Here is a 21881-nt window from a genome sequence, read left to right as displayed (position 1 = left end):
GAACGAAAAACGGGCGCTTGCGCGCCCGTCCAGCTACGGAATCAGCCGTTGCGGCGTGCCTGCGTTTCAGCAGGGCGCAGCTTCGCGGCGAGCTTGTCGAGCACGCCGTTGACGTACTTGTAGCCGTCGGAGCCGCCGAACGTCTTCGCGAGTTCGACTGCTTCGTTGATGATCACGCGGTACGGCGTTTCGACATGGTGCGTGAGCTCGAACGTTGCGATCAGCAGCACGGCGCGTTCGACCGGCGACAACTGGTCGACCGGACGGTCGAGCGACGGCGTGAGGGCTTCGACGAGTGTTGCATGCTCGCGAATCACGCCGTGCAGGATCGCGTCGAGCAGCTCCTTGTCGGCCTTGTCGTAACCGAGCGCGCCGCGCAGTTGCGCGTCGATCTCGCCGGAGGACGCGTTCGACAGCAGCCACTGATACAGCCCCTGCGTCGCCAGCTCGCGCGATTGTCGGCGGGCGCTCTTCTTCATGCGCGCTCCTCTTCGTCGTCTTCGTCTTCTTCTTCGTCCTCGTCGTCGCCGAGCTGGTCGAGGGCCATCGTCAGGTTGGCCATCTCGACGGCGACGCGTGCGGCGTCACGACCCTTTTCGGTCATGCGCGCGACGGCCTGCTCGTCGTTTTCGGTCGTCAGGACCGCGTTCGCGATCGGCAGGTTGAAGTCGAGGCCGATGCGGGTGATGCCCGCGCCGCTTTCGTTCGACACGAGTTCGAAGTGGTACGTCTCGCCGCGGATCACCGCGCCGAGCGCGATCAGTGCGTCGAACTGGCCGCTTTCGGCGAGCTTTTGCAGCGCGAGCGGGATTTCCAGCGCGCCGGGCACCGACACGAGCAGCACGTCTTCACCGGAGACGCCGAGGCGCTCGAGTTCTTCGACGCATGCATCGGCGAGGCCGTTGCAGACGGGTTCGTTGAAGCGGGATTGCACGATGCCGATACGCAGGCCGTCGCCTTCGAGATTCGGTTGGTATTGTCCGATTTCCATGATCTGGTCCGTGGTGTGGATGAACGGTTATAGGGCGAAAGCGTCGTGGCGGGTTACGCGTTGGACGCCGGGCAGGACTTGGCTTCGCCGCCGGGCATCGGAATGAAGCCCGTGACTTCGAGGCCGTAGCCGGACATGCTGCCCAGCTTGCGCGGATTCGACAGCACCTGCATCTTGCCGACGCCGACATCGCGCAGGATCTGCGCGCCGATGCCGAACGTCTTGAAATCCACCGGCCGGCGCTTGAGCGCGGCGGCCTTTTCTTCCTCGTCGAACGCCTTGAAGACGTCGATCAGATGTTCCTTCGTATCGCCGCAGTTGAGCAGCACGATCACGCCGAGGTCGCGCTGCGCGATGTCGCGCATCGCCGCGTCGAGCGTCCACGAGTGGGTCGAGATGCTCGTCTCGAGCAGATCGAGCACCGACAGCGGCTCGTGCACGCGCACCGGCGTGTCGACGTCCGGCGACGGCGTGCCGCGCACCAGCGCGATATGCGGCGAGCCGCTCGGCTGGTCGCGATACAGCACCGCGCGGAACGTGCCGTGCGCGGTCTGCATCGTGCGCTCGGCGATTCGCTCGATGATCGATTCGGTGCGGCTGCGGTACTGGATCAGGTCGGCGATCGTGCCGATCTTCAGATCGTGCTCCTTCGCGAACTCGAGCAGGTCGGGCAGGCGCGCCATCGTGCCGTCGTCCTTGATGACCTCGCAGATCACCGCGGCCGGCGTGAGGCCGGCGAGCGCGGTGAAGTCGCAGCCGGCCTCGGTGTGGCCGGCGCGCACGAGCACGCCGCCCGGCTGCGCCATGATCGGGAACACGTGGCCCGGCTGCACGATGTGCTCGGGGCGCACGTCGTGCGCGACCGCCGTGGCGATCGTGTGCGCGCGGTCGGCGGCCGAGATGCCGGTCGTCACGCCTTCGGCCGCTTCGATGCTGACCGTGAAGGCGGTGCCGTACTGGGTGCCGTTGCGATAGGTCATCAGCGGCAGGTGCAGCTGCTTGCAGCGTTCCTGCGTCAACGTCAGACAAATCAGGCCGCGGCCGTACTTGGCCATGAAGTTGATCGCTTCCGGCGTGACGAATTCGGCGGCGATCACGAGATCGCCTTCGTTTTCGCGGTCTTCTTCGTCGACCAGGATCACCATCCGGCCGGCTTTCAACTCCGCGATGATGTCGAGCGTGGAGGCGAGCGTCATAAAGGGGCGAGAAAGAGGAAAGTGCGTATTTTACGCCAGCCGGACCGCGTTTCGGCTGGCGCCGGCTGCGCGCGGCCGGCGAGTGCGCCGCAAAGCGGTGCAACCGGCCTCCGGCGCGGGGCCGTTCGTGCTGCCGCAGCTTGCCCGCGCAAGCGGGCAAGCCGCGCCGGGCCGCGGCGGTGCGTCACGCGTGCTCGTTGCGGCCGCCGAGATAGTCCAGCTTGCCGAGTTCGACGCCGCTGTGACGCAGGATGTCGTACGCGGTCGTCACGTGGAAGAAGAAGTTGGGCAGCACGAAGTTCAGCAGGTACGACTGGCCGGTGAATTCGATCGGGCCGACGCGCATCTTGAGCACGATCTGGCGCGTTTCGCTGCCGTCGATCCGCGCGGCGTCGAAACCTTTCAGATAGTCGATCGTCTTCTGGATGCGGGTGTGCAGCTCGTCGAACGTCTGCTCGACATCCGGGTAGCTCGGGATCTCGGTGCCGGCGAGCCGCGCGGCGCAGCCCTTGGCCGTGTCGGTCGCGATATAGACCTGACGGACGAGCGGCAGCATGTCCGGATAGAGGCGCGCACCGATGAACACCGACGGGTCGATCTGCTTTTCGGCCGCATGCGCCTGCGCCTTGCCGAGGATGTGCTGCAGGTTGGTGAGACCGCGGATCAGGACCGGCAGCGAAGCCTGGTACATCGAGATGGACATGGGGACGACTCCTTGTGGAAGAGGGGCAGCCGGTGTACGGCGCGCCGTGTGTCGCGGCGCCGAAACCGCTGCCGTTGCATCTTAGCGCGACGCGATGGCCCGTGCTTGTCGTTGGCCGTTCGGCCAGGTGTCGGGACGGGCCGGCGGCACGGGCGCCGAGCGATCGGTGCGGAGCGAGGCTGGGGAGCCGAGGGCGAGAATCAGGATAGCCGGGCACACCCGACGCAGACGGCCGGCGAATAGCCCAACGTGCTCAGAGCACAGCGGCTTCCGCTCGCGTTCCGGGCAACGTCGGGCCGAACCGCCCGCCGCCGCTCTGCTTGCCGGCGGGAACCGGTCGGTTAATCCTGGTGCACACCCTGCGACGCCGACATCATCCGCTCCACATACCGCGCAATTATGTCGACCTCGAGATTGACCTTGTCGCCGGTCTTCACGTGCCGCAGCGTCGTGACTTCGACCGTATGCGGAATCAGGTTGATCGAGAATTCGCAGCCGTCCGCGCGGTCGTCGACCGTGTTGACGGTCAGGCTCACGCCATTGACCGTGATCGAACCCTTGTACGCGAGATAGCGGCCGAGCTCGCGCGGCGCGACGATCCGCAACTCGTGCGATTCGCCGACCGGCGCGAAGCGCGTCACGGTGCCGAGCCCGTCGACGTGACCCGACACGATGTGCCCGCCGAGCCGGTCGTGCGCGCGCAGCGCCTTCTCGAGGTTCACGTCGCCCGGTTGCGCGAGGCCGACCGTGCGGTTCAGGCTTTCGCGCGACACGTCGACGTCGAAGCCGGTTTCGGTCTTTTCGATCACGGTCATGCACGCGCCCTGGATCGCGATGCTGTCGCCGAGTGCGACATCGGCGAGGTCGAGGCCACCGGCCTGCACGGTCAGGCGCACGCCCGCGTCGGGCGACGCGCCCAGCGGGTTGATCGACTCGATGCGGCCGACGGCCGCGACAATTCCCGTAAACATCGTGGCGATCCCGTTTAGTGAGTGGCGGGGGGCGGCGCGATACGCGCCAGGATCCGCAGATCGTCACCGATCCGCTCGACGCTGTGGAACGCGAGTCGCATACGGGTATCGAGGCTCGCCGGCGCGGCGAGGTCGAACATGCCGGCCGCGTCGCTGCCGAGCAGGCTCGGCGCGAGATAGACGAGCAACTCGTCGACGCACTGTTCGCGCAGCAGCGAGCCGTTCAGCTTGTGGCCTGCCTCGACGTGCAGCTCGTTGACGCCGCGCGCGCCGAGCGCCGCCAGCATCGCGGGCAGGTCGACCTTGCCGTGCGCGTTCGCCAGCGGCACGATTTCCGCGCCGCGCGACTTCAGCACGTTCGCGCGGACTTCGCCGGCCGCATCGAGCCGGCCGCAGAAAATCAGCAGCGGCGCGCCTTCGAGCAGGCGTGCATCGAGCGGCAGGTCGAGGCGGCTGTCGACCAGCACGCGTTGCGGCTGGCGCGGCGTGTCGATGCCGCGCACGGTCAGGAGCGGGTTGTCCTCGCGCACGGTGCCGATGCCGGTGAGGATCGCGCATGCGCGTGCGCGCCACGCATGACCGTCGAGGCGCGCGGCCTCGCCGGTGATCCACTGGCTTTCGCCGGACGGTAGCGCGGTGCGGGCGTCGAGCGACGCGGCCGTCTTCATCCGTACCCACGGCCGGCCGCGCGTCATCCGCGATACGAAACCGATGTTCAGTTCGCCCGCTTCGCTCGCAAGCAGCCCGCAGCGCACGTCGATGCCCGCATCGCGCAGCATGCCGAGGCCGCGCCCCGACACCTGCGGGTTCGGGTCTTCCATCGCCGCGACGACCTTCGCGACGCGCGCTTCGATCAGCGCGTTCGCGCAGGGCGGCGTGCGGCCGAAGTGGCTGCACGGCTCGAGTGTCACGTAGACGGTCGAGCCCGCGACGTCGTGGCCGCGCGAGCGTGCATCCTTCAGCGCCTGCACTTCCGCGTGGTCCTGGCCGGCCGGCTGCGTGAAGCCTTCGCCGATAACGTCACCGTCCCTGACGATTACGCAGCCGACGCGCGGGTTCGGCGCCGTCGTGTACATGCCGCGCGCCGCGAGTGCGAGCGCGCGCTGCATGTGGGCGAAGTCGATATCCGAGAACATGTGCGCGGACCCGGGTCAGGCGGCCAGCGCCGCGAACGCGCGGCGTGCGGCCGCGAGCGTCGCGTCGATCACCGCGTCGTCGTGCGTGCTCGACACGAAGCCGGCCTCGTACGCGGACGGCGCGAAGTACACGCCTTCGTCGAGCATCAGGTGGAAGAAGCGGTTGAAGCGCTCGATGTCGCTCTTCGTGACTTCCGCGAAGCTGGTCGGCACGCGCTCGGCGAAGTACAGGCCGAACATCGCGCCGATCGAGTCGGCCGCGAACGGCACGCCGGCCGCGCGCGCTTCGGCCGCGAGGCCGTCGGCGAGGCGCTTCGTCTGCGCGGTGAGCGCCTCGTAGAAACCCGGTGCCTGGATCAGTTGCAGCGTCTTCAGGCCCGCGGCGACCGCGATCGGGTTGCCCGACAGCGTGCCGGCCTGGTACACGCCGCCGAGCGGCGCGAGGTGGGCCATGATGTCGCGGCGACCGCCGAACGCGGCAGCCGGCATCCCGCCGCCGATGACCTTGCCGAGGCAGGTGAGGTCGGCCGTGATCCCGTAGTACGCCTGCGCGCCGCCGAGCGCGACGCGGAAGCCGCACATCACTTCGTCGAAGATCAGCACCGCGCCGTGCTTCGTGCACAGCGCGCGCAGCGCGTTCAGGAATTCCGGCGTGCCGCGCACGAGGTTCATGTTGCCGGCGACCGGTTCGACGATCACCGCGGCGATCTCGTCGCCGAACGCACCGAACGCTTCTTCCAGCGCGGCGACGTTGTTGTATTCGAGGACGGTCGTGTGCTTCGCGATGTCGGCGGGCACGCCGGCCGACGTCGGGTTGCCGAACGTCAGCAGGCCCGAGCCGGCCTTCACCAGCAGGCTGTCCGCATGGCCGTGGTAGCAGCCCTCGAACTTCACGATGCGGCTGCGGCCGGTGAAGCCGCGCGCGAGACGCAGCGCGCTCATCGTGGCTTCCGTGCCGCTCGACACCATCCGCACCTGTTCGATCGACGGCACGAGCTTGCAGATTTCCTCGGCGATCTCGATCTCGGCCTCGGTTGGCGCGCCGAACGAGAAGCCGTCGGCGAGCACGTTCTGCACGGCCGACAGCACTTCCGGATGGACGTGGCCGACGATCATCGGGCCCCACGAGCCGATGTAGTCGATGTACTGCTTGCCGTCGGCATCCCAGAAGTACGGGCCTTGCGCGCGCGACACGAAGCGCGGCGTGCCGCCGACTGAACGGAAGGCGCGCACCGGCGAGTTGACGCCGCCCGGAATGGTCTTCTGGGCGCGTTCGAAGAGGATCTGATTGTTGGACATGAGCGAAACCTGCGAGAGAAGGGCGCGGGGGCCTGTGCTCGGGCCGCGGCGCCTGGGCGGAACGATCGTCCGATTGTACCGGAGACGCGCGCGGCGGGCCCTCGGCGGGGTCTGCGGCCTTTCGGCGCGTGGGGAAACGGGCCAGCGTATCGATCCGGCCCGTTTATCGTGGCGGCTTGCGCTTGCCGGTCAGCTCGGCCCAGCGCTTCTCGAGCGGACCTTCGACCATGGGCTTGATCACCGTGCCGGAACTCTGCGCGTCCCAGGTCTGCACCGAGTACGGATGCACGCGCAGCGCGTCGCGCGGGATCACGACGTCCTGATGGGCGTCGACCAGCCAGTCGTAGACGAAGTCGATGCACAGCCGGTAGCCGCGCTTGGTCGCCGGATCGGGCACTTCATAGGGGGCGCGCGTCACGTAGCCCGAACCGAACACGCCCTTCGGCTCCTTCGCGACGCGATGCAGGAACACGCGGTCGCCCGGCAGGATGCCGCGCGCGAAGCCGCAGCCCCAGACGTCGTGCACGGCCGCGCCGGCCTTCACGCGCGCGGCGACGTCGGGCAGTTCGGGCCACGGCCATTTCTTGGGGCTCCAGATCAGCAGGAAAGCGGTCATCGGTTCGGTCGCACGTCGAATGGGTCAGACAATAAAGGCAGGCTGCGGCAAGCTTAATCGAATCCGCCCGTGCGCTCGTACGACGCACGGAGCGCGTGGGAGATTTCCGGCTCGCCGCCGCACGTGGCCGAGGCAGGCAAAAAAGTTGCGCGTACAATCATGGACCGGTACACGCCGCCCGCGGCGCGGCCTCCCGTCTTCACCGCCACGCGCGCCCCGATGCGCGCGGGCTCCATTCCGGATACCCATGTCTCACGTCGTCCGGCGCCGGCCCGATGCCCGGCTGATCCTGTTGCTCGGCGCGCTCGCGGCCTGCGGGCCGATTGCCACCGACATGTACCTGCCAAGCCTGCCGTCGATCGCCGACGGCTTTTCCGTCAGTGCCGGCGCCGCGCAGCGCACGCTGACGAGCTTCATGGCCGGCTTCTCGGTCGGCATGCTGCTGTACGGCCCGCTGTCCGACACCTGGGGCCGCCGACCCGTGCTGCTCGGCGGGATCGCGCTGTTTACGCTCGCGAGCATCGGCTGCTTCGTGTCGGGCTCGATCGACATGTTGATCTTCGTGCGCTTCCTGCAGGCGCTCGGCGCGGGCGCCGCGTCGGTGCTCGCCCGCGCGATCGCGCGCGACGCGCACGAGCCGACCGATGCGGCAAAGGTGCTGTCGATGGTCGCGATCGTCACCGCGGTCGGGCCATTGCTCGCGCCGCTGATAGGCGGCCAGATCCTGCGCTTTGCCGGCTGGCGCGGCGTGTTCGTCGTGCTGGCCGCATTCGGCGCACTGTGCGCGGCGACCGCGTACCTGCGCGTGCCCGAAACCTGGCCGAAGGAGCGCCGCAAGAGCGCGGCCGTGCTCGCGTCGTTCGCATCGTACGGGCGCATCCTGTCCGACCCGGTCGCATGGGGGCACATGCTGTGCGGCGGGATGGCGTTCGCATCGATGTTCTCGTACATCACCGCGACGCCGTTCGTATATATCGAGTATTTCCACGTGTCGCCGCAGCACTACGGGCTGCTGTTCGGCCTGAACGTCGTCGGGATCATGATCGGCAACTTCGCGAACACGCGGCTCGTCGGCCGCATCGGTTCGCTGCGCATCATCGCGGCCGCGTCGCTCGTGAGCTGCATCGCGTCGCTCGCGGTCGCACTCGTCGCGCTGACGGGGTGGGGCGGGCTGTGGTCGATCGTCGTGTGCCTGTTCTTCGTGGTCGGCGTGGTCGGGATCCTGTCCGCGAACTGCACGACCGACCTGATGCACCGCTATCCGCACAACGCGGGCGCGTCGGCGGCCGTGTTCGGCGCGATGCAGCTCGCGCTCGGCGCGCTCGCGAGCGGCGCGATCGGCGCACTGGCCGACGGCACGCCGTTCGCGATGGGCGTGACGATCGGTATCGCCGGCATGCTGTGCTTCGTTGGCCGCTATCTGGTGCTGCGCTGGCATGGGCGGCCGGTGCCGGCCGGGGCTTGATTCACGTCCGCATCACTTGGATCGGGCAACCGCGGATGCTCCTGCCGCTTTCCAGGAGCTGGTTTAAAGGGACTTTGCTAGAAGCCCATTGGCCCTATTGAAGGGGGCAGGTCACTTGTTCGAAAATGGACGTGTGTCCGAACGTATGGCGTCACGCGCAGCCATCGGCAGAAGGCTCGTCGATGATTGCCGAGCCGCTATGGTTTGCGGCAGTGCTGTTCATGCGAAACACCCCGAACGCCGGGCCTGAATCCAGCGTTCGGGGTGTCGTGTAGCGACGGCGTTCCGCCGAAGCATCAGTCCCGTGCGACGTCCTTCGCCCCCGGCGACGCGCCGTGGCTCAACCAGTCGAGCACGTCGGCCGTTTCGTCGTCGCTCGCCCGCGCCCGCGCCTGCGCGACGGCCTCGGGCAGTTCGCCGTTCGTCGACGCGCGGCGGATCGCGACGCCCACCGCGAGGATGTCGATCATCAGCAGATGCAGGATCCGCGAGATCATCGACAACTGCGATTCGCGCATCTCGATGTGGTCGGTTTCGAGCGCGACGGTCGCGCGCTTCGCGAGCGGCGTGTTGCTCGACGTGATCGCGATCACCTTCGCGCCGGCCTGCATCGCGACGTCGAGCACGCGCAGCAGCTCGGGCGCGCGTCCCGACTTCGACACCGCAACGATCACGTCGCCCTTGCCGAGCAGCGCGGCCGACGCGGCCTGCATGTACAGGTCGCCGTACGCGATCGTCGGAATCCCGAACCGGAAGAACTTGTAGTGCGCGTCCTGCGCGACGATGTTCGAGTTGCCGAGCCCGTAGAACTCGATGCGGCGCGCACTGTTCAGGATCTCGATCGCGTTCTCGACGTGCTCGAAATTCAGGTGCTCGCGCAGTTGCAGGATCGCGGACACCGTGTTGTCGAGCACTTTCGCGCCGAAGTCGGTGGCCGTATCGCCGAGATGCACCTGGCTGTGGCTCATCGGGATCGTGCCCGTGAGGCCGGTCGCGAGCTTCAGCTTGAAGTCCGACAGCCCCTGGCAGCCGAGTGAGCGGCAGAAGCGGATCACCGTCGGCTGGCTCACGTCCGCCTTGCGCGCGATGTCGACGATCGGATCGTTGATGATCGAGCGCGGATGGTTCAGCGCGAGATCGGCGACGCGGCGCTCGGCCGGCGTCAGCGCGTCGCGCATCTGCCGGATCCGCTCGAACACGGCCGACGATGCACCGCCCGAACGGTTCGACAACTGCTCGGCGAGAATCGCCGACACGCCGAGGAACGCCGGATATTCGGCGGTGATCAGGTAGGTCGGAATGTTCTCGAGATAGTGCGTGAAGCGGCCCTTCGCCTCGAAGCGCTCGCGGAACGACGAGCGCGTGAACAGTTCGCCGAGCTTCAGTGCGACGCCGCCACCGATATAGACGCCGCCGAGCGCGCCGAGCGTGAGCGCGACGCTGCCCGCGAACGAGCCGAGGATCCCGCAGAAGCATTCGACCGTCTCGAGCGCGAGCGCGTCGCCGGTATGCGCGCGCTCGACGATCTCGACCGTGTCGACGGTCGCGGCGACGCGCTTCTTGTCGCGCGCGGCGAGCGCGCGATAGATGATCTCCATGCCGGGGCCGGCGCACACACGCTCGAACGACACGTGCGGAAACTTCTTGCGCGCGTACTGCAGCACGAGATCCTCGCGCTCGTCCTGCGGCGCGAACGACGCGTGGCCGCCTTCGCTGCCGAGCGCGATCCAGCGGTCGTCGGCCGGAATCAGCCCCGATACGCCGAGTCCGGTGCCGGGCCCAAGCAGCCCGATCACGCTGTTCTGGCGGCGCGCGCCGCCGCCGATCTGCACGCGCTGTGCATCGGTGAGGCCGGGCAGTGCCATCGCGAGCGCGGTGAAGTCGTTGACGACGAGCAGCGTGTCGAAGCCGAGCGCGCGGCGCGTCGCCTCGATCGAGAAGCTCCAGTCGTGATTGGTCATCGTGACCTGGTCGCCGTCGACCGGGTTGGCGATCGCGATCGCCGCGTGATTCACGCGGCTGATCTTCACGTCCTTCAGATATTTGCGGATCGCGTCGGTGAGCGTCGGGTAGTCGGCGCCGGGATAAACGCGGATCTGCGTGATCTCGCCCGGAGCGGTTTCCAGCGCGAAGCGCGCGTTGGTGCCGCCGACGTCCGCGAGCAGGCGCGGGCCGTCGGCATGCTGGCCCGCGACGACGGCCTTACTTTGCGCACCAGTAGACATCGAGCTTGGTCCCCTTGTCGTTGGCCAGTTGGGAAATCGCATTCTTTTGCAGCGACGCGGCCGCGGCGTCGAGCACGTCGCGTTTGCGGCTGCCCGCGATCAGCAGGAAGAGCCGGTCGACGCGCTTCAGCGCATCGAGCGAAAAGCTCACGCGCGCATGCGGCGCAGCGCCGGGATGCACGGCGACGAAGCGTTCGGGCGTGGCGATCGCGTGGTCCCATTCGGGCGCGTCCGCGAAGATCGACGCGGTATGGCCGTCTTCACCCATGCCGAGCACCGCGACGTTCGGCACGCGATAGTCGGCATTCGCGTTGAGCGCGGCGACGTGCGCGTCGAGCGACACGCGCGTGTCGACGAGCGGCAGGAAGCGGGCACGGGCCGCGGCGTGCTGCAGCAGCGTGTCGCGCACGAGGTGCGCATTGCTGGCCGCGTCGTCCTCCGGTACCCAGCGGTCGTCGACCAGCGTGACATCGACACCGGCCCAGTCGAGTGCCGCGTGCGACAGCGTTTGCAGGAACGGGCGCGGGCTCGTACCGCCGGACACCGCGAGCGTGGGGCGCGCGGGGCCGGCGAGCGCGGCGCGCAGCGCATCGCCGACGGCGTGCGCGAGCGCTTCGCTTTGCGCTTCCTGGGTGTCGAAAGCGTGGATCTCGATCACATCTCCTCCGGACTGCTTTGTCTGTTCAATTCGTGCGAATCGTGGGGCGCGTTGCAGCGCGCGTTCGCGCACGCGGCAACGGTTTACGTCAGTTTTCTTCTTCGAGCCAGCAGGTGTCGTGCTGCGCGAGCATCGCGCTCGCCGCGGCCGGCCCCCACGTGCCTGCCGCGTACGGCTTCGGCGGCTTCAGCGAGCGCGCCCATTCGTTCAGGATCGGCTCGACCCAGCGCCATGCGGCTTCCTGTTCGTCGCGACGCACGAACAACGCAAGACGGCCGTTGATCACGTCGAGCAGCAGGCGCTGGTACGCCTCCATCTGTCCTTCCTTGAAGAACCGGTCGAACGCGAGGTCGAGGTGCACGCTCGCGAGGTTCATCCCTTCGCCGGGCTGCTTCGCGAGGCAGTACAGGCGAATCGTCTCGTTCGGCTGCAGCCGGATCACGAGGCGGTTCGAGCCGGCGCGCAGCGCGGTCGGCCCCAGCGCCGAGTGCGGCACCGGGCGGAAGTTGACGACGATCTCCGCGACGCGGTCGGCCAGACGCTTGCCGGTGCGCAGGAAGAACGGCACGCCCGCCCAGCGCCAGTTTTCGATCTCGACCTTCAGCGCGACGAAGGTTTCGGTCTGGCTGTCGGGTTTCACGCCCGGCTCGGTTGCATAGGCCGGCACCTGTGCGCCCTTGATCACGCCCGCATGATACTGGCCGCGCACCGCGACCTTGCCGATGTCGCGCGGATCGACGGGCTTGAGCGCCCGCAGCACGCGCAGCTTCTCGTCACGCACCGAGTCGGAATCCATCGAGTGCGGCGGCTCCATCGCGACGATCGACAGCAACTGCAGCAGGTGGTTTTGCACCATGTCGCGCAGCGCGCCCGTATTGTCGTAGAAATCGCCGCGCGCCTCGACGCCGAGCTCTTCCGCGATGGTGATCTGGATGCTCTCGACCCATTCGCGGCGCCAGAGCGGCTCGAACAGCGCGTTGCCGAAGCGCAGCGCGAGCAGGTTCTGTACCGGCTCTTTCCCGAGGTAGTGGTCGATCCGGTAGATCTGGCCTTCCGCGAAGATCTCGCCGACCGCGTCGTTGATCGCATTCGACGACTTCAGGTCGTAGCCGAGCGGCTTCTCGAGCACGATGCGCGCGCCTTCGTTCAGGCCGACCGACGCGAGCGCCTTGCAGATCGGCACGAACAGCGACGGCCCCGTCGCGAGATAGAACACGCGGATGCCGGGCAACTGCGCGACCGCATCGCGCAGCACGACGTAGTCTTCCGCGCGGCCGAGGTCGAGCTTCACGTATTCGATGCGCTCGAGGAAGGATTTCCACGCGCTTTCGTCGAATGCGTTGCCGGCCGCCTTCGCCGCGTGCGGCTTCACATGCGTGTCGACCCATTCGAGATAGCCGGCCCGATCCGATTCGTGCCGTGCGACGGCAACGATCCGGCCGCTTTCCGCGAGCATGTTGCCTCGATGCGCTTCGAACAGCGCGGGCAGGATCTTGCGCATCGACAGGTCGCCGGTGCCGCCGAAAAGTACGAAGGTAAAGCTGGAATCGGTATGCATGTGTCTCCGCCGGTTGGGGTGCAGGGAAGCGATCCGTAGTGCGATAAAAATTTTTTTGACACTGAATTGTAGTTTAACTACAATCCGCCGCAAGGGGTAGCACCTGGGTGAAGAAAAAAAGAGGTGCGGTCGATGAACTGCGCGAGCTTCGCCTTCGGAAACGCCTTGTGCCGAATGTTATCGGACATTGACGGAGCGCATCGTCCGCGCGCCGTCGACCCCGGGCTCGCGCCGCGGCATCGCGGCGGGCCAGAAACACAAAGAGGAGACACGCCGTTGAATTTCGATTCACGCTTTCTGTAAGAGCCCGGCCGGTCATCGGCCCCGTACGCTGCATGCGTCCCGCGGCTCGATTTCCCCGTCGTTTATCAAGAAGCCGGTTCCCGTTCAGGGAACTTCACGAGTTGATTCAGTCTGGAGGAGACAAGTAATGAAAGTTCGCTCGATCATGGGCGCGCTCTGCGCCGCAGGTCTGATGGCTGGCGCCATGGCGGCGCAGGCAGCCGAGAACGTCACGGTGCTGCACTGGTGGACCTCGGGCGGCGAGTCGAAAGCCGTCGGCGTGCTGAAGGACGACATCCAGAAGCAGGGCTACGTGTGGAAGGACTTCGCGGTCGCAGGCGGCGCGGGCGCGGCGGCCATGACCGCATTGAAGACCAAGGTGATCAGCGGCGACGCACCGTCGGCTGCGCAGATCAAGGGTCCGCTGATCCAGGAGTGGGCCGACCAGGGCGTGCTCGTCAACATCGATTCCGTCGCCGGCGACTGGAAGAAGAACCTGCCGCCGGAAATCGACAGGATCATGCAGTACAAGGGCCACTACGTCGCCGCGCCGTTCTCGGTGCACCGCGTGAACTGGCTCTATATCAACAAGGCCGCGCTCGACAAGGTCGGCGCGAAGGTGCCGACCACCTGGCCCGAATTCTTCGCGGTCGCCGACAAGCTGAAAGCCGCCGGCATCCAGCCGGTCGCGATGGGCGGCCAGCCGTGGCAGGATCTGACGTTGTGGGAAGACGTCGTGCTGTCGCAAGGCCCGGCGTTCTACAAGAAGGCGCTGGTCGATCTCGACCAGGCCACGCTGACGTCGCCGCAGATGCTGTCGGTGTTCGATACCGTGCGCAAGATCCAGGGCTACTTCGACGCCGGTCGTAACGGCCGCGACTGGAACCTCGCGACCGCGATGGTGATCAACGGCAAGGCCGGCATGCAGTTCATGGGCGACTGGGCGAAGGGCGAGTTCGAGAACGCCGGCAAGAAGTCGGGCAAGGACTACATCTGCGCGCCGGTGCCGGGCACCGCGAACTCGTACACGTTCAACGTCGACTCGTTCGTGTTCTTCCAGCAGAAGGGCCAGAAGGCCGCGACGCCGGGCCAGCTCGCACTCGCGAAGACGATCATGACGCCGGACTTCCAGGAGCAGTTCAGCCTGCTGAAGGGCTCGATCCCGGTGCGCCTCGGCGTGAAGATGGACAAGTTCGACGACTGTGCGAAGAAGTCGTACGCCGACGAGCAGGTCGCGATCAAGTCGGGCGGCTACGTGCCGTCGCTCGCGCACGGGATGGCGCAGAACGACGCGACGGCCGGCGCGATCACCGACGTCGTGACGAAGTTCATGAACTCGCAGCAGGATTCGAAGAGCGCGGTCGCCGCGCTCGCGAAAGCCGCGAAGGTGAAGTAAAGCGCGACAGGCGCCCGGCCGGGCACGCACGATCGGCCGGGCGTTTTGCATGTGCAGCAAACGGGCTCGCGCGCGGGCCCGCGCCGTACCGGCGCCGGCCCGGCCTGCGTCGCCCTCGTTCCAGGAGTCGAATCAAGTGGCTGCCCCTCTTAGCGGAAACGGATCCGGCGCTGCCGTCGCACGGCGCACGTCGCCGATGTCGGCCTTCGCCGATCGCTGGATTCCGAAGCTCGTGCTCGCGCCGAGCATCGCGATCGCCGTGGTGTTCATCTACGGCTTCATCCTGATTACCGGCTATCTGTCGCTGACCAACTCGCGGCTGTTGCCGAACTACGAATTCGACGGCTTCGGCCGTTACGCGGACCTGTTCCAGAACGACGTGTGGTGGACCTCCGCCGCGAACCTCGGCTGGTTCGGGATTCCGTTCATCGTGATCTGCGTCGCGCTCGGACTGTTCCTCGCGATCCTGCTCGACCAGAAGATCCGCACCGAAGGCGCGCTGCGCGCGATCTTCCTGTACCCGATGGCGCTGTCGTTTATCGTGACCGGCACCGCGTGGCAGTGGATCCTGAACCCGGGCCTCGGGCTCGAGAAGGTGATGCACGACTGGGGCTGGACGAGCTTCTCGTTCGGCTGGCTCGACGATCCGGACAAGGCGATCTTCTGTATCGTGATCGCCGCCGTGTGGCAGTCCACCGGCTTCGTGATGGCGCTGTTCCTCGCGGGGCTGCGCGGGGTCGACGGCGAGATCTTCAAGGCTGCGCAGGTGGACGGCGCGACGCTGCCGACCATCTACCGCAAGATCGTGATTCCGAGCATGCGCCCGGTATTCTTCTCGGTGCTGCTGATCCTCTGCCACATCACGATCAAGACCTTCGACCTCGTCGTCGCGCTGACGGCGGGCGGCCCCGGCACGTCGTCGTCGCTGCCGGCCATGTTCATGTACACGTTTTCGTTCAACCGCGGCCAGCTCGGGCTGGGTGCCGCGTCGTCGGTGATGATGCTCGCGACCGTGGTCGCGGTGCTGGTGCCGCTGATGTATATGGAATCGAGGAGCACCCGCAATGCAGCCTAAGATGACGATCAGCCGGGCAGTGATCTATGCGGCGTTGATCCTGTTCGCGCTGTATTTCCTGTTCCCGATCTACGTGATGCTGTCGACGTCGTTCAAGGATCTCGACCAGCTGCGCACCGGCAACCTGTTGACGCCGCCGACGCACTGGACCTTCGATCCGTGGATCAAGGCGTGGAGCGGCGCGTGCACCGGCGTGCGCTGCGACGGGATGAAGCCGTTCTTCCTGAACTCGCTGCAGATGGTGATTCCGGCCGTGCTGATCTCGTCGCTGATCGGCGCGTTCAACGGCTACGTGCTCACGCACTGGCGCTTTCGCGGCGCGGATGCGCTGTTCACGATGATGCTGGTCGGCTGCTTCATTCCGTTCCAGGTGATCCTGCTGCCGATGGCGCGCCTGCAGGGGATGCTCGGCCTCGCCAACACGATTCCGGGTCTCGTGTTCGTGCACGTCGTGTACGGCATCGCGTTCACGACGATGTTCTTCCGCAACTTCTACGTGAGCGTGCCGGCCGAACTCGTGAAGGCCGCGCGCATCGACGGCGCGGGCTTCTTCACGATCTTCACGAAGATCCTGCTGCCGGTGTCGCTGCCGATCTTCATGGTGTGCCTGATCTGGCAATTCACGCAGATCTGGAACGACTTCCTGTTCGGGATCGTGTTCTCCGGCGTCGATTCGATGCCGATCACGGTCGCGCTGAACAACCTCGTCAACACGTCGACCGGCGTGAAGGAATACAACGTCGACATGGCCGGCGCGATCATCGCCGCGCTGCCGACGCTGCTGGTCTACGTAGTCGCCGGCCGCTATTTCGTGCGCGGCCTGACGGCGGGCGCGGTGAAGGGGTAAGCGCGGCTTCATCCGATACGACGAACCGGCCGCGCACCACGCGCGGCGCATCGAAACGAACCCGACGCGGTGCCAGCGTGCGCCGCGCGAGACGAGACAGAGGATTCACAGCATGGCAAGCCTTTCCATCCGTGACGTGTACAAGACCTACCCGAACGGGGTGCCGGTCCTGAAGGGTGTCGACATCGAGATCGAGGACGGACAGTTCCTGATCCTGGTCGGCGGGTCGGGCTGCGGGAAGTCGACGCTGCTCAACATGATCGCCGGGCTCGAGACCGTCACGAGCGGCGAGATCTGCATCGATGGCAAGGTCGTCAACGACCTGTCGCCGAAGGATCGCGACATCGCGATGGTGTTCCAGTCGTACGCGCTGTATCCGTCGATGACGGTGCGCGAGAACATCTCGTTCGGCCTGAACATCCGCAAGGTGCCGAAGAGCGAACAGCAGCAGATCGTCGACCGCGTGTCGTCGATGCTGCAGATCCAGCATCTGCTCGACCGCAAGCCCGGCCAGCTGTCGGGCGGCCAGCGCCAGCGCGTCGCGATGGGCCGTGCGCTCGCGCGCGATCCGTCGCTGTTCCTGTTCGACGAGCCGCTGTCCAACCTCGATGCGAAGCTGCGTATCGAGATGCGCGCGGAAATCAAGCTGCTGCACCAGCGCCTCGGCACGACGATCGTCTACGTGACGCACGACCAGATCGAGGCGATGACGCTCGGCGATCGCATCGCGGTGATGAAGGACGGCGTCGTCCAGCAGTTCGGCGCGCCGCAGGAGATCTACGATTCGCCGTCGAACCTGTTCGTCGCGGGCTTCATCGGCGCGCCGCCGATGAACTTCATCAACGGCAAGCTGGTGGAGCAGGGCAGCGGGATCGCACTGGAGATCGACACGGGGCTCGCACGCAGCGCGCTGAACCTGCCGTTCGACGCGGCGAAGCTGAAGTCGCACGTCGGTCGCGAGGTGATTCTCGGCCTGCGTCCGGAGCGCATCACCGATGCGCGCAACGCACACAACGGCGAGGCGTCGAACCTGCAGCCGATCGACGTGCGCGTCGACGTGACCGAGCCGACCGGGCCGGACACGCACGTGTTCGCGCAGGTGAACGGCAAGCGGATCGTGAGCCGCGTGCATCCGGCCGCGAATCCGCAGCCGGGGCAGACGCAGTCGCTGCTGTTCGACGTGTCGAAGGCAGTGCTGTTCGATCCGGCATCGGAAGAGCGGATCGCGTGAGGTAAGCGGAATCAGGGCATCGAAGGCGCGTCCGGATCCATCGTGCGATCCGGATACCGTCGATTGCCGCGATTCATGGGGTAGCGGATTGGCTGGAACAGATGCCGGGCCCGCGCACTTCGTGATAGACGGTGGAGGCAATCACGGATTCGGCAGTGACAAGAAGTACGAACCGATCGCGTGCATGATGGGCATGAACAGAACGCACGCGAAGACGGCCGGGAAATAAAATCTCGAGCGGCTGACGGTGGAGAACAACCCGGTCACTGCGACGGCCAGACAAACCGTCGCGAGTGCGCCGAACAGGTCGCTATCCGCGATTGCCGAAAAGAACGCACGCATGTTTGCCCCGGCATTACTGATCGAATGCGGCGAAATTCCAGCGATACAGCTGGAATTGCTTCAGAAAGTCTTTCACTTCGGCACCGGTCGTCTCGTTCTCGAAGTCCCACCCTTCCTCACCGGGTGTGTAGTACCCGATTCAACGCCCATGCCCGCATAACTGGCGCTTTGCGGATTTGCACGATTGCGGCCGAATATCCTCATGATTGTCGTGAACGGACGCACGATCACACCACTGGAATTCCCCTGCAAGATCGAAATGGATGCAGGCGATGTGCCCGTGACCAATTGAACATGATGCCCGATGCCGGCGCGATCATTGGCCTGTACCAGCATGTCCTCTGGGAGGAGCGGCCTGGTCGTCGAAAGGCATACGGTGTTCGAATCGGTGCGTTGTGTGTCCGGTGCACCGAAAGTCAACGACACCATCTCGGCGAAACCGTACATCGTCGAATCGTATCGTGAGTGTTCCGACTCACCGTCGATGTCCACGTTTCGATAGCTGCGCACACCGGTCGTCAATTTGATCGGCAACCCGCGCAGGGCGGCGAACTGCACAAGCAACCGTAACGCAAAGCCTTCGCATGTAAATCGGTTCGTGCGCGTGCTGCCGTTGCGGTCCCAATACGTTTCCGTCTGCAGTTGTCTTGCCCGTTGCGGAACCGCCATCTGGTAGCCGGCGGCGTCAGTGTTGGTCCATGCGCGTCCGTTCGTTCGTATTCAAACGCTCCGGTGTCTCGCTGCAGTGCATAAGCGATGTCGCTCAGCGTGGCACCCGTGGCGCCCTGAAGAATGAGGCGATCGTTATCGGAGAGCGCAGCCGTTGCCGTGGCAGCCTCTGTCGTGACGAGCACGAACTCTATGCCGATGTCGCAATTCGACGCTTCTATTTTCCATCGGCGGCCATAGTGGGCAATGATGCGAGGAGGGCGCTCACAAGCGACATCGGCCCCGATCGTTGCTCAAGGCCTGGACTCTTCCCGCGGAAGTGAAGTCGCGGAGTCGCCTTGTGCCGGGCGCGCCACGCGCGGCTTCAATTGTTCCGATGCTCTCGTAACTGCTGCACCACGTGCGTTGCCCGACGAACGTGATTCTGCGGCGTTTGCCGTCGTCACCCCCGATCGTTCAACACTCACCGACGTGTAGTGACGAGGGTCTTTTCAATGGCCCCTCGCGATTCGGGCGATGTCTGGATTCAGTGCGGCAGTCGCACGTCGAACTTGAACGTCGCGAGCCGCGCGACGAGGATGAAGCCGGTCGCGAGCAGCACGCTGTACACCGAGTCGAACTGCAGCCACACGAGCAGCAGGTAGAACCAGCAGCCGACGAACGCGCAGGTCGCGTACGGCCGCGAATCGCGCAGGATCAGCGGAATGTCGTTGCACAGCACGTCGCGGACGATCCCGCCGACCACGCCGGTGATCACGCCCATCATGACCGCGATGAAGCGCGGCATCTCGGCGTCGAGCGCGATCGCCGTGCCGGAGATGCTGAAGATGCCGAGCCCGATCGCATCGGCGATCAGCAGCATCCGTTCGGCCGACAGCCGCGACAGCATCCGCAGCACGAAGGGCGCGAACAGCGCGAGCACGAAGATCGCGATCACGTAGTCGTCGTGCACGACCCAGTAGAACGGCCGGCGTTCGAGCAGGATGTCGCGCAGCGTGCCGCCGCCGAACGCGGTGGCGATCGCGACGACGAACGTGCCGACCGAGTCGAGACGGTTCTTGCGCGCCTCGATGAAACCCGAGATCGCGAAGGCCAGCGTCGCGATCGCCTCCAGTATCGAGATCGCGAGCGTCAGCCTAGGATGCGGCACGCGGCCCCCGATCGGCGCCTGCCGCCAGCGGCTGCAGCAGCACGAGCACCGCGCCCGCGCCGCCGTCGTGGCCGCGCGCCTCGCAGAACGCGATCACTTCTTCCTTCTGCACGAGCCACGCGCGCACCTTGCCTTTCAGCACGGGTTCCTTGCCGATCGAGCCGAGCCCCTTGCCGTGGATCACGCGCAGGCAGCGCAGCCCTTTCTTGCTGGCCTCGCGGATGAATTCCGCGAGCGCGTCGCGCGCCTCGTCGCGCCGCATCCCGTGCAGGTCGAGCTGCGCCTGCACGATCCACGCGCCGCTTCGCAGCTTGCGCACGACGTCGCGGCTGATGCCGGGACGGTGGTAGTACAGCGATTCGTCGCTGTCGAGTAGCGTCTCGGGATCGAATTCGTCGGACAGCGTCGCGTTCAGCACGTCTTCCTCGTCGCGCTGCGTCTGCTTCGGCACCGGATCGGGCGGCGTGCGGCCGGACGACGCGCGCGGCGGCGCATTCAGCGGCCGGATCGAGCCGATTTCGTTGCGGAACAGGTTCGCGTCGGCCTCCGCCTGACGGGTGGCCTTCGCGGTTTCGACGCGCTCGCGCTCGCGGCGGTCGGCTTCGCCTTGCAGCGACTTGCGCAACGCGCCGAGGCCGGCGAGCCCCTGGCCACGCAATGCGGCGGGATCGGGCGCGCTCGGCGGCGCGACGGGCGCGGGATTCGCGGGACGGGCGGCGATCTGCCGCTTCGCGGGATCGCTCGGATGGGGCTGGTTCTTCGCCATGATTCGGTAACGGGGCAGGCGCGCTCGGGCGCGCGGGCACAAAAAAGCCGCTGCGTGGCGGCAGCGGCTTGTCCGGCAAGGCCCGCTTCGCGGCAGCGGACGCCATTGTAGCGCCCGGCGCCGGAAGGCTCGCGGCTTACTTCTTGTCGTGCAGGCTTTCGAGGTAGCGCTGCGCGTCGAGCGCGGCCATGCAGCCCGTGCCGGCGCTGGTGATCGCCTGGCGGTACACGTTGTCCTGCACGTCGCCGGCGGCGAACACGCCCGGCACGCTCGTCGACGTCGCGTTGCCGTGCAGGCCGCTCTTCGTCAGGATGTAGCCGTCCTTCATCTCGAGCTGGCCCTGGAACAGGTCGGTGTTCGGCTTGTGGCCGATCGCGACGAACACGCCCTGCACGGTGAGGTCCTGCTTCTCGCCGGTCTTCACGTTCTTGATGCGCAGGCCCGTGACGCCCGAATCCTCGCCCGTCACTTCGTCGAGCACGTGATCCCACTTGATGTCGACCACGCCTTCCTTTTCCTTCTCCAGCAGGCGGTCGATCAGGATCGGCTCGGCGCGGAACTTGTCGCGGCGATGGATCACCGTGACCTTCTTCGCGATGCCCGTCAGGTAGAGCGCTTCCTCGACGGCCGTGTTGCCGCCGCCGATCACCGCGACTTCCTGGTTGCGATAGAAGAAGCCGTCGCAGGTCGCGCAGGCCGACACGCCCTTGCCCATGAACGCTTCTTCGGACGGCAGGCCGAGATACTGCGCGGACGCGCCGGTCGCGATGATCAGCGAGTCGCACGTGTATTCGCCCGAGTCGCCGATCAGCCGGATCGGCGTTTCGTGCAGTTTCGCGGTGTGGATGTGGTCGAATACGATTTCGGTGTTGAAGCGCTCCGCGTGCTCCTGGAAGCGCGCCATCAGTTCCGGGCCTTGCACGCCCTTTGCATCCGCCGGCCAGTTTTCGACGTCGGTCGTCGTCATCAGCTGGCCGCCCTGCGCGATGCCGGTGATCAGTACCGGGGACAGGTTGGCGCGTGCCGCGTAGACGGCAGCCGTGTAGCCGGCGGGGCCGGAACCGAGAATCAGGACTTTGGCGTGTTTGGGCGTGGACATGTGCGAATCCGTAAAAGGCGGCCGCGGCGGGCGGGGTAAGGCGCGCCGGACGGTCTGGGTTGACCGGGATGCCGTCATAGATGGGTATCAGACGCGCATTATAAAGGCCTCGTTGCTGCGCTGCCGAACGAGAGTTTCAATCGTGACGATAGCGTTGTCCCGCCGGGCTGCGGGGCGGGCAGGCCGGAAGGCGCCGCGGCCGTTCG

Annotated in this window: 20 protein-coding genes; 5 read left to right on the top strand and 15 right to left on the bottom strand. The window is 66.4% G+C overall.

Annotated features, from left to right (window positions below; genetic code table 11):
• Positions 1 to 41: 41 nt before the first annotated feature.
• From nusB to J7024_RS19110, 8 genes are all read right to left on the bottom strand, one after another.
• On the bottom strand, positions 42 to 479 hold the full coding sequence (gene nusB, locus J7024_RS19145) for a transcription antitermination factor NusB (RefSeq protein WP_014897817.1): 438 nt from the start codon (positions 477 to 479) through the stop codon (positions 42 to 44).
• Positions 476 to 991, bottom strand: a complete 516-nt coding sequence (ribH, locus tag J7024_RS19140; protein ID WP_040143614.1) for a 6,7-dimethyl-8-ribityllumazine synthase — start codon at positions 989 to 991, stop codon at positions 476 to 478. Before ribH ends, nusB begins: the two co-directional genes overlap by 4 nt.
• A 53-nt stretch (positions 992 to 1044) precedes the next feature.
• Positions 1045 to 2187, bottom strand: a complete 1143-nt coding sequence (gene ribBA / locus J7024_RS19135) for a bifunctional 3,4-dihydroxy-2-butanone-4-phosphate synthase/GTP cyclohydrolase II (RefSeq protein ID WP_014897815.1) — start codon at positions 2185 to 2187, stop codon at positions 1045 to 1047.
• A 184-nt stretch (positions 2188 to 2371) separates the two neighbouring features.
• Positions 2372 to 2890, bottom strand: a complete 519-nt coding sequence (locus J7024_RS19130; RefSeq protein ID WP_124828004.1) for a DUF1993 domain-containing protein — start codon at positions 2888 to 2890, stop codon at positions 2372 to 2374.
• Between the two features lie 341 nt (positions 2891 to 3231).
• Complete coding sequence (locus J7024_RS19125) at positions 3232 to 3861, bottom strand: riboflavin synthase (protein WP_124828003.1); 630 nt, start codon at positions 3859 to 3861, stop codon at positions 3232 to 3234.
• A gap of 14 nt (positions 3862 to 3875) precedes the next feature.
• Positions 3876 to 4997 carry a bifunctional diaminohydroxyphosphoribosylaminopyrimidine deaminase/5-amino-6-(5-phosphoribosylamino)uracil reductase RibD gene (gene ribD, locus J7024_RS19120; RefSeq protein WP_124828002.1) on the bottom strand — a complete coding sequence of 374 codons (1122 nt, stop codon included), beginning with the start codon at positions 4995 to 4997 and terminating at the stop codon, positions 3876 to 3878.
• 15 nt (positions 4998 to 5012) lie between these two features.
• Positions 5013 to 6296 (bottom strand): glutamate-1-semialdehyde 2,1-aminomutase, encoded by a 1284-nt coding sequence (gene hemL, locus J7024_RS19115; protein WP_124828001.1) that lies wholly within the window; start codon positions 6294 to 6296, stop codon positions 5013 to 5015.
• Positions 6297 to 6459: 163 nt separating this feature from the next.
• On the bottom strand, positions 6460 to 6912 hold the full coding sequence (locus J7024_RS19110; protein WP_124828000.1) for a hypothetical protein: 453 nt from the start codon (positions 6910 to 6912) through the stop codon (positions 6460 to 6462).
• 247 nt (positions 6913 to 7159) lie between these two features.
• Between J7024_RS19110 and J7024_RS19105 the strand changes: the two genes are divergently transcribed.
• Positions 7160 to 8377 (top strand): Bcr/CflA family multidrug efflux MFS transporter, encoded by a 1218-nt coding sequence (locus J7024_RS19105; protein ID WP_175751443.1) that lies wholly within the window; start codon positions 7160 to 7162, stop codon positions 8375 to 8377.
• A 296-nt stretch (positions 8378 to 8673) separates the two neighbouring features.
• Here the strand turns inward: J7024_RS19105 and J7024_RS19100 are convergent, their stop codons facing one another.
• The 3 genes from J7024_RS19100 to zwf form a co-directional block, all read right to left on the bottom strand.
• Positions 8674 to 10602 carry a bifunctional transcriptional regulator/glucokinase gene (locus J7024_RS19100; RefSeq protein WP_124827998.1) on the bottom strand — a complete coding sequence of 643 codons (1929 nt, stop codon included), beginning with the start codon at positions 10600 to 10602 and terminating at the stop codon, positions 8674 to 8676.
• Positions 10580 to 11260, bottom strand: coding sequence for a 6-phosphogluconolactonase (gene pgl / locus J7024_RS19095; protein ID WP_124827997.1), 681 nt, complete (start codon positions 11258 to 11260; stop codon positions 10580 to 10582). The genes J7024_RS19100 and pgl overlap by 23 nt, the downstream gene beginning before the upstream one ends.
• 88 nt (positions 11261 to 11348) lie before the next feature.
• The gene (gene zwf, locus J7024_RS19090) at positions 11349 to 12818 is read right to left on the bottom strand and encodes a glucose-6-phosphate dehydrogenase (protein WP_124827996.1); all 1470 of its coding nucleotides are present in this window, start codon (positions 12816 to 12818) and stop codon (positions 11349 to 11351) included.
• A 430-nt stretch (positions 12819 to 13248) separates the two neighbouring features.
• On the opposite strand from zwf, the gene J7024_RS19085 reads away from it, so the two are divergent.
• From J7024_RS19085 to J7024_RS19070, 4 genes are all read left to right on the top strand, one after another.
• On the top strand, positions 13249 to 14496 hold the full coding sequence (locus J7024_RS19085; protein ID WP_124827995.1) for an ABC transporter substrate-binding protein: 1248 nt from the start codon (positions 13249 to 13251) through the stop codon (positions 14494 to 14496).
• 136 nt (positions 14497 to 14632) lie between these two features.
• A complete protein-coding gene (locus J7024_RS19080; protein WP_124827994.1) occupies positions 14633 to 15571 on the top strand; it encodes a carbohydrate ABC transporter permease in 939 nt (312 codons plus the stop codon).
• Positions 15561 to 16418: a carbohydrate ABC transporter permease gene (locus J7024_RS19075; RefSeq protein ID WP_096503601.1), complete on the top strand. Its 858-nt coding sequence runs from the start codon at positions 15561 to 15563 to the stop codon at positions 16416 to 16418. The genes J7024_RS19080 and J7024_RS19075 overlap by 11 nt, the downstream gene beginning before the upstream one ends.
• Positions 16419 to 16530: 112 nt before the next feature.
• Entirely contained in the window at positions 16531 to 17649 is a 1119-nt protein-coding gene (locus J7024_RS19070) for an ABC transporter ATP-binding protein (RefSeq protein ID WP_124827993.1), read from the top strand.
• A 414-nt stretch (positions 17650 to 18063) separates the two neighbouring features.
• Here J7024_RS19070 and J7024_RS19065 read toward each other — a convergent pair whose 3' ends face one another.
• From J7024_RS19065 to trxB, 4 genes are all read right to left on the bottom strand, one after another.
• A complete protein-coding gene (locus tag J7024_RS19065; protein ID WP_175796313.1) occupies positions 18064 to 18660 on the bottom strand; it encodes a hypothetical protein in 597 nt (198 codons plus the stop codon).
• 526 nt (positions 18661 to 19186) lie between these two features.
• Complete coding sequence (locus tag J7024_RS19060; RefSeq protein WP_124827990.1) at positions 19187 to 19810, bottom strand: trimeric intracellular cation channel family protein; 624 nt, start codon at positions 19808 to 19810, stop codon at positions 19187 to 19189.
• The gene (locus J7024_RS19055; protein WP_124827989.1) at positions 19797 to 20576 is read right to left on the bottom strand and encodes a Smr/MutS family protein; all 780 of its coding nucleotides are present in this window, start codon (positions 20574 to 20576) and stop codon (positions 19797 to 19799) included. Before J7024_RS19055 ends, J7024_RS19060 begins: the two co-directional genes overlap by 14 nt.
• 136 nt (positions 20577 to 20712) lie before the next feature.
• Entirely contained in the window at positions 20713 to 21675 is a 963-nt protein-coding gene (gene trxB / locus J7024_RS19050) for a thioredoxin-disulfide reductase (protein ID WP_096503613.1), read from the bottom strand.
• Positions 21676 to 21881: the final 206 nt, after the last annotated feature.

Origin of the sequence: Burkholderia sp. WTPI3 (assembly GCF_021483755.1) — a bacterium.
GTDB lineage: Bacteria > Pseudomonadota > Gammaproteobacteria > Burkholderiales > Burkholderiaceae > Burkholderia.
The sequence above is the reverse complement of the archived record's forward strand: the minus strand, read 5'-3'. Positions and strand labels throughout refer to the sequence as shown.

What these genes read in the sequence shown, in the direction of transcription:
- nusB (WP_014897817.1), bottom strand. Translation starts at nt 479, where the DNA reads ATGAAGAAGAGCGCCCGCCGACAATCGCGCGAGCTGGCGACGCAGGGG.
- ribH (WP_040143614.1), bottom strand. Translation starts at nt 991, where the DNA reads ATGGAAATCGGACAATACCAACCGAATCTCGAAGGCGACGGCCTGCGT.
- ribBA (WP_014897815.1), bottom strand. Translation starts at nt 2,187, where the DNA reads ATGACGCTCGCCTCCACGCTCGACATCATCGCGGAGTTGAAAGCCGGC.
- J7024_RS19130 (WP_124828004.1), bottom strand. Translation starts at nt 2,890, where the DNA reads ATGTCCATCTCGATGTACCAGGCTTCGCTGCCGGTCCTGATCCGCGGT.
- J7024_RS19125 (WP_124828003.1), bottom strand. Translation starts at nt 3,861, where the DNA reads ATGTTTACGGGAATTGTCGCGGCCGTCGGCCGCATCGAGTCGATCAAC.
- ribD (WP_124828002.1), bottom strand. Translation starts at nt 4,997, where the DNA reads ATGTTCTCGGATATCGACTTCGCCCACATGCAGCGCGCGCTCGCACTC.
- hemL (WP_124828001.1), bottom strand. Translation starts at nt 6,296, where the DNA reads ATGTCCAACAATCAGATCCTCTTCGAACGCGCCCAGAAGACCATTCCG.
- J7024_RS19110 (WP_124828000.1), bottom strand. Translation starts at nt 6,912, where the DNA reads ATGACCGCTTTCCTGCTGATCTGGAGCCCCAAGAAATGGCCGTGGCCC.
- J7024_RS19105 (WP_175751443.1), top strand. Translation starts at nt 7,160, where the DNA reads ATGTCTCACGTCGTCCGGCGCCGGCCCGATGCCCGGCTGATCCTGTTG.
- J7024_RS19100 (WP_124827998.1), bottom strand. Translation starts at nt 10,602, where the DNA reads ATGTCTACTGGTGCGCAAAGTAAGGCCGTCGTCGCGGGCCAGCATGCC.
- zwf (WP_124827996.1), bottom strand. Translation starts at nt 12,818, where the DNA reads ATGCATACCGATTCCAGCTTTACCTTCGTACTTTTCGGCGGCACCGGC.
- J7024_RS19085 (WP_124827995.1), top strand. Translation starts at nt 13,249, where the DNA reads ATGAAAGTTCGCTCGATCATGGGCGCGCTCTGCGCCGCAGGTCTGATG.
- J7024_RS19075 (WP_096503601.1), top strand. Translation starts at nt 15,561, where the DNA reads ATGCAGCCTAAGATGACGATCAGCCGGGCAGTGATCTATGCGGCGTTG.
- J7024_RS19070 (WP_124827993.1), top strand. Translation starts at nt 16,531, where the DNA reads ATGGCAAGCCTTTCCATCCGTGACGTGTACAAGACCTACCCGAACGGG.
- J7024_RS19065 (WP_175796313.1), bottom strand. Translation starts at nt 18,660, where the DNA reads ATGGCGGTTCCGCAACGGGCAAGACAACTGCAGACGGAAACGTATTGG.
- J7024_RS19055 (WP_124827989.1), bottom strand. Translation starts at nt 20,576, where the DNA reads ATGGCGAAGAACCAGCCCCATCCGAGCGATCCCGCGAAGCGGCAGATC.
- trxB (WP_096503613.1), bottom strand. Translation starts at nt 21,675, where the DNA reads ATGTCCACGCCCAAACACGCCAAAGTCCTGATTCTCGGTTCCGGCCCC.